Origin of the sequence: Aliifodinibius sp. S!AR15-10 (assembly GCF_031569985.1) — a bacterium.
Lineage (GTDB): Bacteria > Bacteroidota > Rhodothermia > Balneolales > Balneolaceae > JAMQKA01.
In genome coordinates, this window is the sequence record NZ_JAMQKA010000008.1 from 25,655 (window position 1) to 41,233 (window position 15,579).

13 protein-coding genes are annotated in these 15,579 nt (G+C 48.5%); 8 read left to right on the forward strand and 5 right to left on the reverse strand.

Going from position 1 to position 15,579, the window contains the following annotated elements:
• Positions 1–509 precede the first annotated feature (509 nt).
• Positions 510–5,537, reverse strand: coding sequence for a protein kinase domain-containing protein (locus tag NC796_RS07380; RefSeq protein WP_310683504.1), 5,028 nt, complete (start codon positions 5,535–5,537; stop codon positions 510–512).
• Positions 5,538–5,800: 263 nt separating this feature from the next.
• Between NC796_RS07380 and NC796_RS07385 the strand changes: the two genes are divergently transcribed.
• Genes NC796_RS07385 through NC796_RS07400 form a run of 4 tightly spaced genes read left to right on the forward strand, consistent with a single transcriptional unit; the run spans position 5,801 to position 8,499 of the window.
• The gene (locus NC796_RS07385) at positions 5,801–6,253 is read left to right on the forward strand and encodes a RimK/LysX family protein (protein WP_310683506.1); all 453 of its coding nucleotides are present in this window, start codon (positions 5,801–5,803) and stop codon (positions 6,251–6,253) included.
• Between the two features lie 6 nt (positions 6,254–6,259).
• On the forward strand, positions 6,260–7,183 hold the full coding sequence (gene rimK / locus NC796_RS07390; RefSeq protein ID WP_310683508.1) for a 30S ribosomal protein S6--L-glutamate ligase: 924 nt from the start codon (positions 6,260–6,262) through the stop codon (positions 7,181–7,183).
• Positions 7,176–8,135, forward strand: coding sequence for a succinylglutamate desuccinylase/aspartoacylase family protein (locus NC796_RS07395; RefSeq protein WP_310683510.1), 960 nt, complete (start codon positions 7,176–7,178; stop codon positions 8,133–8,135). The genes rimK and NC796_RS07395 overlap by 8 nt, the downstream gene beginning before the upstream one ends.
• Positions 8,136–8,145: 10 nt before the next feature.
• Entirely contained in the window at positions 8,146–8,499 is a 354-nt protein-coding gene (locus NC796_RS07400) for a DUF952 domain-containing protein (RefSeq protein WP_310683512.1), read from the forward strand.
• Between the two features lie 109 nt (positions 8,500–8,608).
• On the opposite strand, the gene NC796_RS07405 is transcribed toward NC796_RS07400, so the two are convergent.
• The 4 genes from NC796_RS07405 to NC796_RS07420 all read right to left on the reverse strand — a co-directional run bounded on the left by NC796_RS07405 (position 8,609) and on the right by NC796_RS07420 (position 11,721).
• Entirely contained in the window at positions 8,609–9,100 is a 492-nt protein-coding gene (locus tag NC796_RS07405; RefSeq protein ID WP_310683514.1) for a fasciclin domain-containing protein, read from the reverse strand.
• A 107-nt stretch (positions 9,101–9,207) separates the two neighbouring features.
• Entirely contained in the window at positions 9,208–9,561 is a 354-nt protein-coding gene (locus tag NC796_RS07410; protein WP_310683516.1) for a response regulator, read from the reverse strand.
• 337 nt (positions 9,562–9,898) lie between these two features.
• On the reverse strand, positions 9,899–10,540 hold the full coding sequence (locus NC796_RS07415; RefSeq protein WP_310683518.1) for a class I SAM-dependent methyltransferase: 642 nt from the start codon (positions 10,538–10,540) through the stop codon (positions 9,899–9,901).
• 11 nt (positions 10,541–10,551) lie between these two features.
• Positions 10,552–11,721: a BtaA family protein gene (locus NC796_RS07420; protein WP_310683520.1), complete on the reverse strand. Its 1,170-nt coding sequence runs from the start codon at positions 11,719–11,721 to the stop codon at positions 10,552–10,554.
• 155 nt (positions 11,722–11,876) lie between these two features.
• Here NC796_RS07420 and NC796_RS07425 point away from each other — a divergent pair, with 155 nt between their 5' ends.
• From NC796_RS07425 to coaE, 4 genes are all read left to right on the forward strand, one after another.
• Positions 11,877–12,125, forward strand: coding sequence for a hypothetical protein (locus NC796_RS07425; RefSeq protein WP_310683522.1), 249 nt, complete (start codon positions 11,877–11,879; stop codon positions 12,123–12,125).
• A gap of 100 nt (positions 12,126–12,225) precedes the next feature.
• Positions 12,226–13,351 (forward strand): peptide chain release factor 2 gene (prfB, locus tag NC796_RS07430; protein WP_310683524.1). Its coding sequence is split into 2 segments (ribosomal slippage): positions 12,226–12,303 and positions 12,305–13,351, totalling 1,125 coding nucleotides; the frame shifts between segments, so codons are not numbered across the junction.
• Positions 13,338–14,927 carry an L-aspartate oxidase gene (gene nadB, locus NC796_RS07435; RefSeq protein ID WP_310683526.1) on the forward strand — a complete coding sequence of 530 codons (1,590 nt, stop codon included), beginning with the start codon at positions 13,338–13,340 and terminating at the stop codon, positions 14,925–14,927. The genes prfB and nadB overlap by 14 nt, the downstream gene beginning before the upstream one ends.
• Before the next feature lie 8 nt (positions 14,928–14,935).
• Positions 14,936–15,541 (forward strand): dephospho-CoA kinase, encoded by a 606-nt coding sequence (coaE, locus tag NC796_RS07440; RefSeq protein WP_310683528.1) that lies wholly within the window; start codon positions 14,936–14,938, stop codon positions 15,539–15,541.
• Positions 15,542–15,579: the final 38 nt, after the last annotated feature.

Genomic DNA, 15,579 nt, shown 5'->3' on the forward strand with positions numbered 1-15,579 from the left:
AGCTGATTCTTGAGTGGATAAGAGACAGTACCTCAAGCGTCAATCAATATTCTTCCGACTTTGATGCCTCAATAAGCTGTACATGCAACCGCAGCTGTTCCTCCGCTACCTGCACGCTTCCCTCTCCCAGCTCCCGGGCGATCTGCTGGATGGGAGGGGTGTTTTGCCCTGCATAGCCCATCACCGAGGTCCGGCTGATTACCCGGAGGGTCGATACCCGGGCCAGCTGATTCAAAAGCTCATCATGCAGTCCGTCCGCAAAGTAGGCATTGGGTCCATCGGCGCTCAAATTCCGAAAGGGTAGTACGGCAATGAAATGGGGATCCAGGGTAGATAACCGGCTGCCCATTGGTTCAGGTTCAGCCGTAAGCCTGGCCAGCGCCTTCCGGGCCTCCTCGACCCGGGGATGAAGCTCAGGATCGCAGTCTTTCCATAGCTCCGTAAAGCGGGTGTAGTACCGGATAGCCTTCTGAGTTTTACCGCGTTTTTCATAGAGTTGCCCGAGACGCTCAAGGGCCAGAGGCTGATACCAACCTACGTGTTCCCAGCCCCTTGAATAGCCGCGACACCAATTGCTCGTAGTAGGTGATGGCTGAATCGGGAGCTCCCACCCGGTCGTAGATAAGTCCGAGGGCAAATAACCGGTCTATCTGGTTTTCCCCGGTGGGCCTCTTTTGCAGGCGCTCGAAATGGCCCGCCGCTTCGTCCAGGCGTCCTTCGGCCACCGCGATCCAGCCACGTGCCCGGTGGATATCGTATTTAAAGCGACCCTGCATATCCTGAGGTAACGAATCCCGGGCTTGCTTAAGTAAGGTCTTGGCCCGTGCCGGCTGGCCCAGCTGGGCAAAAGCGATGGCGAGCCGGTGGTATTCCCGGCTTAACACATTAAGTGAGTCCAGCGGATGGCGGGTCAGAATCTCTTCTGTCACACTTAAAGCCCGGCTGGTATCGCTGGCAAGCCAGAGGTGGGACATAGAGATTCGCAGTGCATCTTGGTAAAACCAGTTCAGATCGCCACGCACCTCATTGGCTTCCATAGCATCGCGGTAATGGAACTCGACCTCGGTAAGTTTACCCTGGGCCAGTGCAATCATAGCCCAATGCGCGCTCGTCACGGCATGTGAAGCGAGGTTTTTACTATTCAGGTTCCGCCATTCGCGCACGTAATCAACAGCGGCAGAGTATTCTCCACGGACAAACGCGAGTTTCGCTCGCAGAGGGATAGGAAACGTCGTACTGGTATTGGGTTCCTTTTCTTCTAATTCTTCTAAAAGTTTAATGGTTTTTTCGACTTCATCGAATTCACCTTGTCGGAGCTGAACAAATGCCAAGCGATTCAAAGGCCATTGTAACGAAAGCTCAGTGTCTAGTATTTCAATGGCATGCTTACCACGAAGTACTAACTCCTCAGCCCGATTGTACTGCCCGAGTCTTGAGTAATTGTCGCTAAGGAAGAACATCGTTCGTATGCTGTCCTCAGGGTGCAGTTTCCAGTGCGATTCCAATACCTGAATGCCCTTCTCGAACTCACCAGTAATTCTCCTGTAATAACCATGCGTCACTGCCGCGCGACCAAAGTCGTTCATCCTGTCGCGGAGCCGGTACGCCCGGCGTAAGTCGGCTAATTTCATGTCTAATTTCGGATTGCATACACTGCGAAAGGAGTATGCGGCGGCAAATAAACTGTCAATTGCAAGGGCTTCGGTCATATACTTAATACAACCTTCCCAGTCCGCTCGATATTCAATAGCCCGGTATCCCAACGAAAAACGTTTCAACGCTTCAAGCGACGCCGTCCTGTACCGTCCCAGACCCGGACTTTCCCGTATACTAGATAGCGATTCGCCGATTCGCTCTCGGAGCCCCCTGGACAGGCGTTCGATAGCCCCGATGAGCGTGTCGTCGCTTTCAGCCGTTTCCTGCACCGTTACCAGCTCCCGGCCGTTTTCGGCTGCCACCAGTCGGGCCGAAAGGACAAAGGCGGACCCGACGGTGTTGATCTGACCGGCCACAACTGCCTTGAATCCCTCTCGGATGGCCACCTCACGAGCCGTATCGTAGTCGAGGGGGTCCTCTTGGGCCCGCTTCATCGATTCAAGCACCATCGTTACCCTTGCCTGGTCGGCCAGGTTGACCGCCGGCGCCTGCGCGAGATCCGCCCGGAGGGCTTCCGTGACCGTATAGACCAGCGTCGAGTCGACCGTCTGCGTGGCAAAATCGGCCAGCACGATGCGGTCCTGCTCTTCCAGGGTTCCCGCTGCTATGAGGGTGGCAAAAGGCCCCACGCCCAGGGTTCGGGAGGCCATGTAACCGGTCACTACCACACCAAGGCATCCAAAGGCCAGCGCGTTCCAGCGGAAAAAGAGAGACCAGCGAAGCCAGCGTCCTGCTACCGTATTTAACCAATATGCAGCAGATTCTAATTGAGATCCATCTTTACACTTTTGCGGTGGGTTGGGAATCCTCTCCACCAATGCTGTTGCTGCCGCGCTCGGCACGCCAATAGCCAGCAGAGCGACTGCTGCCCAAAGTGTCCATTCGGGAAGACCCAGCCGGAAGGTCAGGAACCAAGCGGCACCGAAGATGAACAATCCAGCTACTATGCAGATCCCTGAAGCCTGGAGCAGATACTTGTTCCAGCTGATTTGGTCTGCTATCTGCGCGGATGGGTTGTCTCTGATGGCCCTCAGGTGGGTGGCCAACTCTTCCGTTTCTGTGTACCGCCGGGTCGGATCCTTCTCCAGGCAGCACGCAACGATTGCCTGCAGTGCGGTAGGGATCTCTTTATTAAATTTATCCATTGGCTCTGGTTCATCATTGCGAATGGCGTAGATGATAGCCTGGCTGTTGGTGTCTCCAAAGGGACGCTGACCGGTCAACATCTCATAAAGGACCGCTCCCAGTGACCAAATATCTGTCGCAGGCGTCATAGTTTCTCCCCGCGTCTGCTCCGGACTCATATACGCGGCCGTACCCAGTGTCTGGCCGGTACGCGTCAGGTCCACCTGCTGAACTTTCGCCAGCCCGAAATCTACAATTTTGACCAGTTCGTCATTAGTCACCATCATATTGGCAGGCTTGATATCTCGGTGGATTATGCCCGCCTGGTGGGCCCGAGCCAAGCCCTCAGCAATTTGCACCGCATAATTTAACGCTTTTCCGACAGGCAGTGGCCCGCGGGCGATTTTCGTTTTCAGGGTCTCCCCCGGGTAGTAGGCCATCGCAATAAAATGCCGGTCGTCGCTAGATTGTCCAATCTCGTAAACCGTGGCAATGTTGGGATGATCCAGTGCCGAAGCCGCCTTTGCCTCTTGCACAAAGCGCCGCTTTGCCTCATCGCTGGTCGACAAGTGCGGAGGCAGGAACTTAAGTGCCACACTTCGGTCCAACCGGGTGTCACACGCCCGGTAGACCACGCCCATCGCCCCGCCGCCCAGATACTCCCTGACTTCGTAGCGCCCAACCGAGGTACCCTCCAGCTCAAGTGGATCCGGACCGGCACCTGGCTGGTCTGTTCTGATGTCCACCTTCTCTTTCCACAAGTTAGCCTTTTCAGGCAAGCCGGCGTGCTCGTAATGCCAGGTCATCCGGCTTTGAAGTCCATTGATTGAGCCGGTGTAAATATCTTCGGTGGCAGCAGCCACTCGCTCATGCAACCAGCGCCTGTGGGCGTCGCTGAGTTCCCCATATGCCACTTCGCGTAGCTTGTCATGGGTAAAATCGTACTCCCCGGAGCGCTGCCGGCGCATGATGTGCTGCCCGATGAGCTCTTCCAGGGCTTCAATTAAGGCTGGCTCGTCCAGCTCACTTGCCTGCCGGAGAATATCGAGGGTAAACTCCCGTCCAATTACCGCGGCCACTCCCATCAGCTGCCGGGCCTGACCGGAAAGGCGGCGAAAGCGGGATGATATCACCTGGTTGACTTTTTTGGGTAACGGCTGATCGGATGAGACCTCATCCTGATAGGAGGATACTTCAGAATCAACCTCGTCCATCCACTGACCTTCCCGCACCGCTTCTACCACGAATAGCGGGTGACCTTCCGACTCCCGGTACAGCCGCTTTGCCGCTGTCTCCGCGATAGATTGCCTGGCAACCGAGGAAGCCAGCACTTCCGTTTCCTCCTCATTCAACATGCCCAGCGAGAGCTCCTGCAGTTGTTCCTGGCGGCGCAGCACCTGGAGGAGGGTTTGCAGGTGTTCGTTGGGGGCGGCCTCGACCGGCCGGAGGGCACCGACCAACAGAAGTTTTTGGTCCGGGTGGTTGTGGAAAAGGTAACTAATCCACTCCAGGGTCTGGCGGTCGCACCACTGCAGGTCGTCGATAAACAACAGCCGGGGCTTGTCGCCCGCCGCCAGTCCCCGGGCGATCGCCTCATAGAGCTGGCGCTGTTGCCAGGGTTCGCTGATTGGGCCGGGTAGGGAGAGATCGGGATGCTCGGCCAGGAGTTCAGGCACAAGCCGTACGAGCTCGGTCAGCCACAACGAGTCTAATCCTCCAAGGTGTTGATGAATCGCCTCTTCTTTAAGCCAGTCGATCACCGGGCCGTAGCTAAATGCCCCGGCGGCCTCGTAGCAACGACTGTAGGCGGTGGGGTAGCCCTGGTTTCGGAGGGTATTCATAAACTCCAGGCCCAGCCGGGTTTTACCAATCCCCGGTTCGCCCTTGATAATTACCGCCTGCATCTGACCAGACAGGGCTTGCCTCCAGGGTTTCTGCAATATTTCCCACTCATGGTCGCGACCCACCAGTGGCCAATCATGATCAAGCATGCTTTCTTTAGGTGGCGGGATCTCATTATAGCCTTCAACAATCTGTTGATACAATCGCCGGGTTTCCGGGGCAGGCTCGCTCTTAAGATCTTCTCGAACCAGATCGAAATACTCCCTATAAGTGTTTATCGCGTTCGCCCTATCATTATTCTTCGAATACAACTCCATAAGCTTGCGACAGGCAGGTTCACTGTACGGATCGCTTTGCTGTAACTTCCGAGCGTATGAGATAGCAGCTTCATAATCCCGGTGTATTTCCAACAGATGGATCAATTCCTGTAAAATATCCTGGTAATGCTGATGAAGCTGATTCCTGTAGGATTCGATCCACTCAGAATAGCAGCCGGGAAGTAAGGGGCCATTATAAAGATCAGCAGCCTTCTTGAAGGTCTCAATCTCACTAATTTTGTCATCGGAAGTTAATAATTGCTTGGCCAAGTGCTCGAATTCAGCTACATCCAGGATCAGGGACTTCTCAGAATTCCACCGTAAATTTTGATTATCAATAAAGATAAACCGATCGGAACCGGGTAACGCCTTTCTCAGACGGTACAACAAGTTGCGCAGATTCGTAAGAGCCTGTTGCTCGCTACTGTCTGGCCAGAACAAAAAAGCGATATGTTTGCGGGAGACCGTTGAATTTCGATGCAGAACTAAAAAAACTATTAATTCTTGAAGGCGGGAAGTGTGCACATCCGTTGCGGGCTCACCATTGTAGCTCATGTTAAATCCGCCTAACAGCTCGATATGCAATTTAGCTTGCATTGGGAATAACTGTAGAGTGGAATTTGATACCATTCAATACTTGTAAATAAATAAAAAATAATGACTTGAACTACTTTTTAAGGGTTTTAAAACGATTTTAAAGGGGGTAGGTACTACAGGCGATAGCTGCAGGCAAGGAGATTGCAAAAGAAGCCGTTACAGGTATAGTTATTTAAAATTATTATTCGCCCACAGGATGATTGATAGCAGAATATATGGTATACTTACGAATCCCTTTTTTAACAGGAGGTGCAGCAAGTGATATGTCCAAAAAACGGAAACCAGAACAAATAATTGGCCGGCTTGAGCACGTCAGTTTCCCGGAATGGGATCTGATTGACCTGGATGCCAAGGTGGACACAGGGGCATATACTTCCAGCCTGCATTGTCACCATATTGAAAAGATAGGTGAGAACCATATTCGATTTAACTTGCTGGACCCTTCGCATGATACCTACAACGAGAAGTTATTCAAGCTCCCAATTTACAAGGAGAAAACAGTAAAAAGCTCAAACGGAATTACCGAACAGCGATATGTGGTAAAGACAAAAATCCTGCTCATGAATCAATTGTTTGATATTGAACTGTCTCTTACTGATCGCTCAGAAATGAGTTACCCGGTATTATTGGGAAGAAAACTACTCAAAGGCCGGTTCCTTGTGGATGTCTCCCGGAAATATCTATCCAATAAGAATTCAAAAGAAGAAATTTACTAACTATAAATGCACATTGTCGTTCTCTCTCGTAATGCAAAGTTATATTCAACCAGTCGCTTGGTGGAAGCCATTGAGGAAGCTGGTCACAAGGCCACAGTTCTTGATCACTTAAAATGCGATATCGTAAGTGAAAAGGATAATCCCTGTATTTATTACCGTGGCACAAAAGTAACCGGCGTTGATGCTGTTATCCCCCGGATTGGTGCCTCGGTAACCTTTTATGGTTCTGCGGTGGTCCGTCAGTTTGAGATGATGAAAGTGTTTACCGCTGTAGACTCGCAGGCGTTGGTTCGTTCCCGCGATAAGTTGCGCAGCCTTCAGATTCTAGCGAGGGCAGGGGTGGGAATGCCGAAAACCGTTTTTACCAACTATTCCACAGAAGTAAAGAAGATTATTGACAGCGTGGGCGGCACACCGCTGATTATCAAATTGCTGGAGGGAACACAGGGGGTAGGTGTGGTGCTCGCACCAACTCAAAAAGCTGCAGAATCGATGATACAGGCGTTTCACAGTATGAAGGCGCGTGTTATTGTGCAGGAGTTTGTGAACGAAGCCAAAGGAGAAGATATCCGCGCTTTCGTTGTGGATGGCAGAGTGGTGGGAGCTATGAAACGCAAAGGCAAAGAGGGGGAATTTCGCTCCAATATTCACCGAGGTGGTTCCACAGAGTTGATCAAATTAACCGATGAACAGCGGCGGGCTGCCCTTATTGCTACACGCTCTATGGGGCTCTCCATCGCTGGTGTGGATATGCTGGAATCAGACCGTGGCCCGTTGGTGCTGGAAGTAAATTCATCTCCCGGGCTTGAAGGCATTGAAAAGGCAACAAAAAAGAATATTGCCGGTAAAATAATAGCATATGTAGAGCGCAAGGTCACCCAAAACAGAGCAAGAACCAATAAACGCCGTAGAGTAAAGAGTGATGCCTGATTTTATTTCGATCAACAAGCATAAAATCGGGAAGGGTGGACAACAGCAGATTCAGCTCAACATTGCACGGCTTCCCACCTACACCAATATCGACCTGCCGGTGCATGTGTACCGTGGGAATGAGGATGGGCCGGTGCTCCTGCTGACAGGCGGGCTCCATGGCGATGAAATCAACGGGATCGAAGTGATCCGGCGGATGATTGTTCGGGAGTTAATTGTACCGGAAAAGGGTTCAGTAATTGCGATACCGCTTGTTAATATTTACGGTTTTATTCAGAATGCACGAGGTGTGCCAGACGGAAAAGATATCAACAGGAGTTTCCCCGGTATTAAGACCGGATCTTTGGCAAAACTCTTGGCCTATACACTGATGAACAAAATTATTCCCCAGATAGATTACGGTATTGATTTCCATACCGGTGGCGCCTCTCGAGCCAACTATCCACAAATTCGCTGTACCCTGAATATTGAGAAAAACCGTGAGCTTGCAAAAGCGTTTGCTCCGCCAGTGATCCTCAATTCAAACCTTATTGATAAGTCTTTCAGGAAATCGGCCTATCGAAAAGGGAAGCATATTTTGGTGTATGAAACGGGAGAAGCACAGCGGTTCGACGAATTTGGGATTCAACAGGCTATTGATGGAACGCTTCGCATGATGAAACACCTGGGCATGCGGAAATCAGCACCGGAAAAGGACTACGATACCGAACTTTATCCAAAGTCTACCTGGATTCGAGCAAAATATGCCGGTCTGTTCCGTCCCCGTATTGCGTTGGGTGATCATATTAACAAACGACAAGTGCTGGGACGGATCACCGATCCCTTTGGCAATGAATCCTTTAACGCCGTATGTCCCCATGACGGAAGGGTTATCGGCATTAACAATACCCCCGTCGTTCACAAAGGGGATGCCCTTGTTCACTTAGCTTACAACAAAAACAAAGAAGATTAGTAAAACCAGAATGACTGACGATATTATATTTCACCTTGTTACCCAACCTGAATGGAAAGCCCACCAGGATGCCGGGCTATATAAACCGGAATCGCTCGAAGATGAGGGCTTTATTCATTGTTCAAATGGGAGCCAGGTTCAGGAAGTAGCCAATCGATACTTCAAGGGAGAGAAAGAACTGATGCTTGTTGTGATTGATGCAGCCAGTGTAGAGGCAGATGTTAAAATGGAAAGCGCAAGTGATAGTGATGAAAAGTTTCCACACATCAAGGGACCACTGAACATTGACGCTATTATTGACAAGATTCAACTTTTACCGGAAGATGACGGTACCTTTTTTATTCAGTTTGAAACCAATGACTAATCCCTGCCCATCACAAAAATGGTATGGGTGGTTATTATTAGGATACTTTTAAAAGGTAAGATCGTCTCAGCCGGCAGTGGACATATCTCTTTAAGAGGAGTGTAGATGCCTAATCCTGTTCCAACCTGCCGTCAATAAAATGAATGACCCCATTGCTGGCCCGAATGTTGGGTTTTACAATCCGAACACCGCCTGTCACTTCGTTAAGCATAATGTTGCTTTGTTGGTCTTGGGTAATTGTTAAGACCAATCCCCCCATTGTGGGAGCTTTGGACATGGCAACAATTTGCCGCTTGGTGGCCATACCGGTAAGAACATGATTCATAACAAAGTTTCTTGCCCAGGATTTGTCTGCTCGTTTTATTCGGTCCTCCAGATTCGCAAGGGCCTTATTAGTGGGGGCAAAGATGGTGTATGGACCGTTAGAGTTGAGTTGTTGCCCAAGTTCCGCTTTATCAATGGCTTCTACAAACAGGCTTACTTCCTGGTGTTTGCTGATGATGTCATAGACCTGTTGGGCAGGTGCCAATACCGGAATTATGACTAATATGCAAATGAGAGCTCCGAAGTTAGCGAAGCCCCTCTCGTAGATATATCCCATTGTTTTAGGTTCTTAATTTATAAATGTCGTCTGTTTCTCGCCGTCTCTCTACTTGCTAACTAATCCAGTTTACTACTAAGTAACAAATTATTTTAATTATTTCATCATTAGGTAATCTTATCAATTGACTTTTTTAACTGGTCAAAAACAATTGGTTTCACCAAATAGGCAACAAAAGCGGTTTCTTTTGCCCTCTCAATCGTCGTCTTGTCAGAATTACCTGTTACGTAAATAACGGGAACGTCATTATTTTCCCGAATCTTTTTCATCGCATCTATTCCGTCTATTTTACCCTCAAGCATAATATCCATCAGAATCAGGTCAACCTCATTTTTTTTTACAGTTACTATGGCTTCTTCACCCATAGTAACACTGTTGACCAACTCATGACCTAATCGCTGCACCATTCTGCTCAACATCAGTGATAGCACACGGTCATCTTCAACAATGAGTATCTTCATAAGATTTTACACGTACGTAGAAATTAATTTTTAAACATGATAAAGATTTTTTTAAGAATTCCAAGTTATAAAATCGCTTAATCTTATGTTGTGCAAGCGTTTAGAGGAAGAAAATATTTAGTATCAAGCTTAACTTCAGCAATTAAATCTATTTCAGAGATCACCACTTATTGGTTCATTTCTATTATTGCAAATAACCTCTATCTGTTTGTTAAATATGATCTTGGAGTATGTATTTGATGTCAAAACAAGAGTTCGATAATACCAAGTCAATAATATCTTATTGAGTTAAGCAAATTGAGTTCCGGGGATTTCTCTTAAAAACGTTTAGAAAATTTTAAAGTAGGGCAGAGGGTTTTCTTCTTCCAATATACAGCAGGTAATCCCAGAGGCCAAGGTAGGCTTTTTTACGGTGTTGGATCATCGGCATAAAGTAGGTGTCGAGAAGTGACAGCAGGTGGCCATCCATATCTACGTGGTTAATCTCCATCCAGCGTTGAAACCAATTGAATGGGGTCGTATAAAAATCTACTATCGCAATATAGCCGTCGTTGGCAAGGTCAGAATAGACTTGCTCCATAATCGGTTCCGCCTGTCTGCCTAACATAGAAAGTGAATACGATAACAAAATTAAATTGAAGGGTTCAAACTGAAATTCACTGTCACCATATGCACCGTTAATCAGTTGTACCTGTTGACCATTGCTCACCTTTTTACTGGCCTGCTCAATCATATCCTCCGACAAGTCGATTCCGTATATTTGGGCATCGGGAAACAGGAATTCCAGGTGGGCAAGGTTTTTCCCTGTTCCACAACCAATTTCAAGAATCCTGGGATTTGCTGGGAGATCCGGGATTCGATTTAGCAGTTCTTCTCTTCCAAAAAGGAAACTCCACCGGGTCCAGTCATAAATTATGGAATGAACCCGGTAGTAATTCTCCAGCTTTTTGTTTCGTTCTTCTTTGGTGTTCAGTTCCACAGGTACAATCTTTAAGGTTCAACGATTCCAAGATGTGTACTTCCATATGTACCCACCCTGTCTTCATGATGCAGCCGGTTTGTCAGGTCAGTATTAAATTTTACCCTTTCCTGGATAAAGGGGGGCAGAAAGTCAACATTTCGGCAGGCCGAACGAAACAGGATGCGTGCTCGCGGGGCCGCATTTTCGAGGATAAGTCTCCATTCCTCTTCTAAATCCGAGGGATTGGCATGGGCCATCCAGTCTTGGTGATCAAGCAAAACAAAGTGTGAGTAGGAATCCGGATGGGTTTGCAGGAAATTTGAGAGAGTTGTGGTATGAGGATGTATCCTCTCAGACCGGGTTCGCAACTTGTTAAAATTTGGTGGTTTGAGATAATTCGGGCAGCAGGTAGGAGTATAGGATCCTGTGATATATACCCGCCAAAAGTAATTGTCACGTATCGGAAGCTCTGTAAATACATGTTTCATAGAGTCACGGATAAACTGGAAAAGCCCCCCGTCCCACTGTTCTTCAATAAGATTTCGCTGGGTTTCAGGGACGCCCAGCAACGCCATTGTGGAATTGCGTTTCAGCAGCCAGCGGGAAAACCCATTCCAGAGCTCAGGTTCAATTTCCTGGTAATAATATTCCTGTTCTTTGAGTGAGGAGGAATCCAACAGGTTGAGTGCCTTGGTATATAGTCCTTTTCGTTTTATATGCCGGTGCATCATCAATGCAATTTTGCCGGATGTGCCACGAAAGTAGAACGAGGGCTGACTTGAACTACCACTAAAATAATTAATATGTTTGTCCCAAAATTTCCGCGCCTCTGGTGAGATATGAGACTTCAGATACTGCTCGTATGTAAGCCGTGCCGCAGAGTGGGATCCACGGCCCAGGAAGTCAAAAAGCAGCCCGTGACTCCCGTGCTCAAAGAGCGCTTGTTTTAGCTCAAGCAGTGCATTTTGGTTGGGATTTGCATCTACAGCGTGAACCGTTTCAGGGTCATCCAGCAGGTAATCAAGGGCATTGCAACCCGCGCTGGTAAGCATGACAATTTTGCTGTCAGAGTTAATGTTCAGCAACTTTCTATCAATACGTGGGTCCTCCCAGCAGGTGTTATACACTAGGTGGTTAGTGACAATGGAATCGAAAAATCGATTTTGAATATTTTGAACCAGTTGTTTTATAGCAGACATATATTACCTTTTTTGATCATTTGGTAATATAAGGGATGGATATTTATATCGTATGAATACAGGATTACCTCAATGTTAAGAAGTATTAAATTGAGGCGTGAGATTCAGTTAGTAATTATTATCTTTTAAGGGATTAACAACTAATCAAAAATACCATGGCAAAGAATCAATCGACACCCGAAAACGAGACGACTGAACAGCAGGCTGAACTGGAGGAAAAGATCTCCTCGTACGAGAAGCTGCTGGACCGACTGAAAAAAGAGCGACGGCATGTGGAAGATGAACTCAGCAAAGATTACCGTAATGCCCGCCGTTACGTCCGCTCACATCCTGAAGAGGGGATTTTAATGTCATTTGTGGGTGGAGTTGCGCTTGGAATTATAATAGGAAAATTAACAAAGTAGTTATGAGTAGTGAGTCTTGAGTTGTGATCATAAAACAGTGCCTATATTTCATTTTAGAATCACTCAAGACTCAATACCCATGACTTAAGACTAAGTACTTATGAGTAATCCTACCACTATCAACCTCGATGAACTTGATGAACTTTTTGAGCGCGTGGATGCGCTAAGGGGGTATCTTTGACTATGATCAGCGCAAAGTACGAATTATAGAACTGCAGGAGCAGAGCCAGGCCCCAAACTTTTGGGATGATCCGGAGCAGGCCCGCCAGGTGATGAAAAAGCTGGATCACGAAAAGAGCCTGGTCAACAGCTGGGATGAGCTCAATGAGCTGCGTGAGAGCATCCAGGTCTATCAGCAGTTCCAGGAAGAGGGCGAAGATGTGGCCACCGAACTGGAGCAGGAGATAGCCAGGCTCAAAGAAAAGCTTGCCGATCTCGAGTTTAAGAATATGCTCAGTGAGGAAGATGATCATCGCGATGCCATCGTCACCTTCAACCCGGGTGCCGGCGGGACCGAAAGCCAGGACTGGGCCGAGATTCTCTACCGCATGTATACCCGCTGGGCCAAGAAAGAGGGCCACGAAGTCTCGGTTATCGAATACCAGCAGGGAGACGTTGCCGGAATCAAAAGTGCTACCATCCAGGTAGAGGGCGACTACGCCTATGGCTTCCTGAAGTCGGAAAGCGGTGTTCACCGGCTGGTGCGCATCTCTCCGTTTGACAGCAACTCCAGAAGGCACACCTCATTTTGCTCTGTCTTTGTTTCTCCACTTGTTGACGACTCTATTGAAGTGGATATCAACGAAAGTGAAGTGGAGCTGCAGCGCTTTCACGCCAGTGGCGCAGGGGGACAGAACGTGAACAAGGTGGAAACCGGTGTGCGCCTGATTTGGGAGGGAGAACTTTCCGACGGCTCAACCGAGCGAGTGGTCGCTGAATGTCAGCAGGAGCGCTCGCAGATGCAGAACCGCGAAAAGGCGATGGTGCTGCTCAAATCAAAAATATATGAGCTTGAGAAGCAGATCAAGGAGCGGGAGAAGGCGAAGCTGGAAGCCTCCAAGAAAAATATCGAATGGGGTTCACAAATCCGTTCCTACGTATTTCATCCCTATAATATGGTCAAAGACCACCGCACCGAACACGAAACTTCAAATGTGGAAGCGGTGATGGATGGCGAACTCGATGAATTTATTAAAGCATACCTGATGCAAGATGCCATATCATAATTTTGATTTTCTCGTCATCGGCAGCGGCATTGCCGGACTTACCTTTGCCCTCAAAGCAGCAGAAAAGGGCTCGGTGGGCATAATCACAAAAAAGGAAATTATGGAGGCCAACACGGCCTATGCGCAGGGAGGCATAGCCGGTGTGTTCAACACCGAGCAGGATTCCTTCGAAAAGCATATTGAGGATACCCTGGAAGCAGGTGCCGGCCTCTGTAATCGCAAAGCGGTTGAGTGTATTGTACGGAATGCGCCCAGGCTTATTGAAGAACTCATTAAAATGGGAGCTGAGTTTACCCGCAAAGAGGGGGAACTGCACTTGGGAAGAGAAGGCGGACATTCCGAAAACCGCATCGTCCACGCTGCCGATGCCACCGGGTGGGAGATCGAGCGGGCACTGGTCAGCAAAGTTCGCAACCATCCCAATATTGAGGTTTTTGAGCATCATTTTGCCCTTGATTTGCTCACTGAACACCATCTTGGCAAAGATGTAAAGCTAGATGACCCGATAACCTGTTATGGGGCTTACGTGTTGGATGAAAAGGAAGAAGCGGTCCACCGGATGCTTTCCAAGGTGACGGTGCTTGCTGCAGGCGGGGCAGGACAAGTGTACCTGCATTCCACTAATCCCGCTGTTGCGACCGGTGATGGCATTGCGATGGCCTACCGGGCAAAAGCGCGGATTGAGAACATGGAATTTGTCCAGTTTCATCCCACCTCACTGGCTATTCCCGAGGCCGATTCATTCCTGATTTCGGAAGCCGTTCGGGGGTATGGTGGAATCCTCAAAAATGCCGACGGTGAAGCATTCATGAAGCAGTATGATGCGCGGGAGGAGCTGGCACCGCGCGATATCGTAGCGCGGGCCATTGATGACCAGCTGAAGAAGAGTGGGGCAAAGAGTGTATTCCTTGACATCACCCACAAAGACGCTGAAAAAACTAAGAAAGCATTCCCCACCATCTATGAAACGTGTCTTTCATATGGACTGGATATCACCAAGAAACCAATACCCGTGGTGCCGGCAGCCCACTACACTTGTGGTGGCGTAGCAACCGACTTGGATGGTGCCAGCAGCATCAACCGGCTCTTTGTATGTGGAGAAAATGCCTGCACTGGCGTGCACGGGGCCAATCGCCTGGCTTCCAATAGTTTACTCGAATCACTTGTGTTTGCGGACAGGGCAGCTGAGAAGGCCGTTCAACTTGTCGATGATTTTCAAATCAACGATAAGATACCGGAGTGGGATGCCAGCGGTACGGTTAATACCGAGGAATGGATACTGGTCTCCCACAATAAGCAAGAGGTTCAGCAGGTGATGTGGGATTATGTCGGGATTGTGCGCAGTGATCTACGGCTGGAACGGGCCATGCGCCGCATCAATATGCTGAATGAAGAGGTCGAGGATTTTTATCAGCGTACGCGGGTTAGTGTGCCACTCTGTGAACTGCGCAATTTAATCAGCGTGGCGCATATCATCGTACAATCGGCAATGCAGCGAAAGGAGAGCCGGGGACTGCATTACACAACTGATTATCCCGAGCCAGCTGACGAAAAAATTACTACCACCATAGAATAAAATTTATTATGATTACCGTTGGCATTACCGGGGGAATTGGGAGCGGTAAAACTACGGTATGTGAAATATGGGAACGGCTCGGCGCCTATGTATTAAATGCCGATGATCTGGCAAAAAAAATTATGGTGGAGGATGAGAAGGTCATCGAACAGATAAAGCAAACGTTCGGTGAGGAATCCTACCACAAGGGCGGTCAGATAAATAGGGAGTATCTGGCTGCCCAGGCTTTTCAAAAGGGCAGAGTCCAGGAACTGAATGCCATTGTCCATCCCAGGATACCCCAAAAAAGCGATAGCATTAAGCAAGCCGCAGAAGAACAGGGATATGAACTTTTTGCGTATGAGGCTGCTCTATTATTTGAGAATCTGAGGCCCGGTTTCCTGGATTATATTGTATTGGTGTTGTCTGACAAGGAGATACGCGTTGACAGGGTTACCCAACGTGATGAGGTGTCCAGCCGGCAGGTATTGGAAAGAATAGAAAACCAGAAGGATTTTGAGGCTCTTAAAGATCGAGCTGATTTTGTGATTTATAATAATGATACGCTCGAAACCTTAAAGCAGAAGGCTGAAGACCTATATCAAAAGCTTTTGGGAATAGGGAAGAATAGATAAAAATAAATCCACCGTTAACTTAAATTACATTTCTAAAA

Coding starts and splice junctions, on each gene's coding strand:
- NC796_RS07380 (WP_310683504.1), bottom strand. CDS start 5,537: ATGCAAGCTAAATTGCATATCGAGCTGTTAGGCGGATTTAACATGAGC.
- NC796_RS07385 (WP_310683506.1), top strand. CDS start 5,801: ATGTCCAAAAAACGGAAACCAGAACAAATAATTGGCCGGCTTGAGCAC.
- rimK (WP_310683508.1), top strand. CDS start 6,260: ATGCACATTGTCGTTCTCTCTCGTAATGCAAAGTTATATTCAACCAGT.
- NC796_RS07395 (WP_310683510.1), top strand. CDS start 7,176: ATGCCTGATTTTATTTCGATCAACAAGCATAAAATCGGGAAGGGTGGA.
- NC796_RS07400 (WP_310683512.1), top strand. CDS start 8,146: ATGACTGACGATATTATATTTCACCTTGTTACCCAACCTGAATGGAAA.
- NC796_RS07405 (WP_310683514.1), bottom strand. CDS start 9,100: ATGGGATATATCTACGAGAGGGGCTTCGCTAACTTCGGAGCTCTCATT.
- NC796_RS07410 (WP_310683516.1), bottom strand. CDS start 9,561: ATGAAGATACTCATTGTTGAAGATGACCGTGTGCTATCACTGATGTTG.
- NC796_RS07420 (WP_310683520.1), bottom strand. CDS start 11,721: ATGTCTGCTATAAAACAACTGGTTCAAAATATTCAAAATCGATTTTTC.
- NC796_RS07425 (WP_310683522.1), top strand. CDS start 11,877: ATGGCAAAGAATCAATCGACACCCGAAAACGAGACGACTGAACAGCAG.
- nadB (WP_310683526.1), top strand. CDS start 13,338: ATGCCATATCATAATTTTGATTTTCTCGTCATCGGCAGCGGCATTGCC.
- coaE (WP_310683528.1), top strand. CDS start 14,936: ATGATTACCGTTGGCATTACCGGGGGAATTGGGAGCGGTAAAACTACG.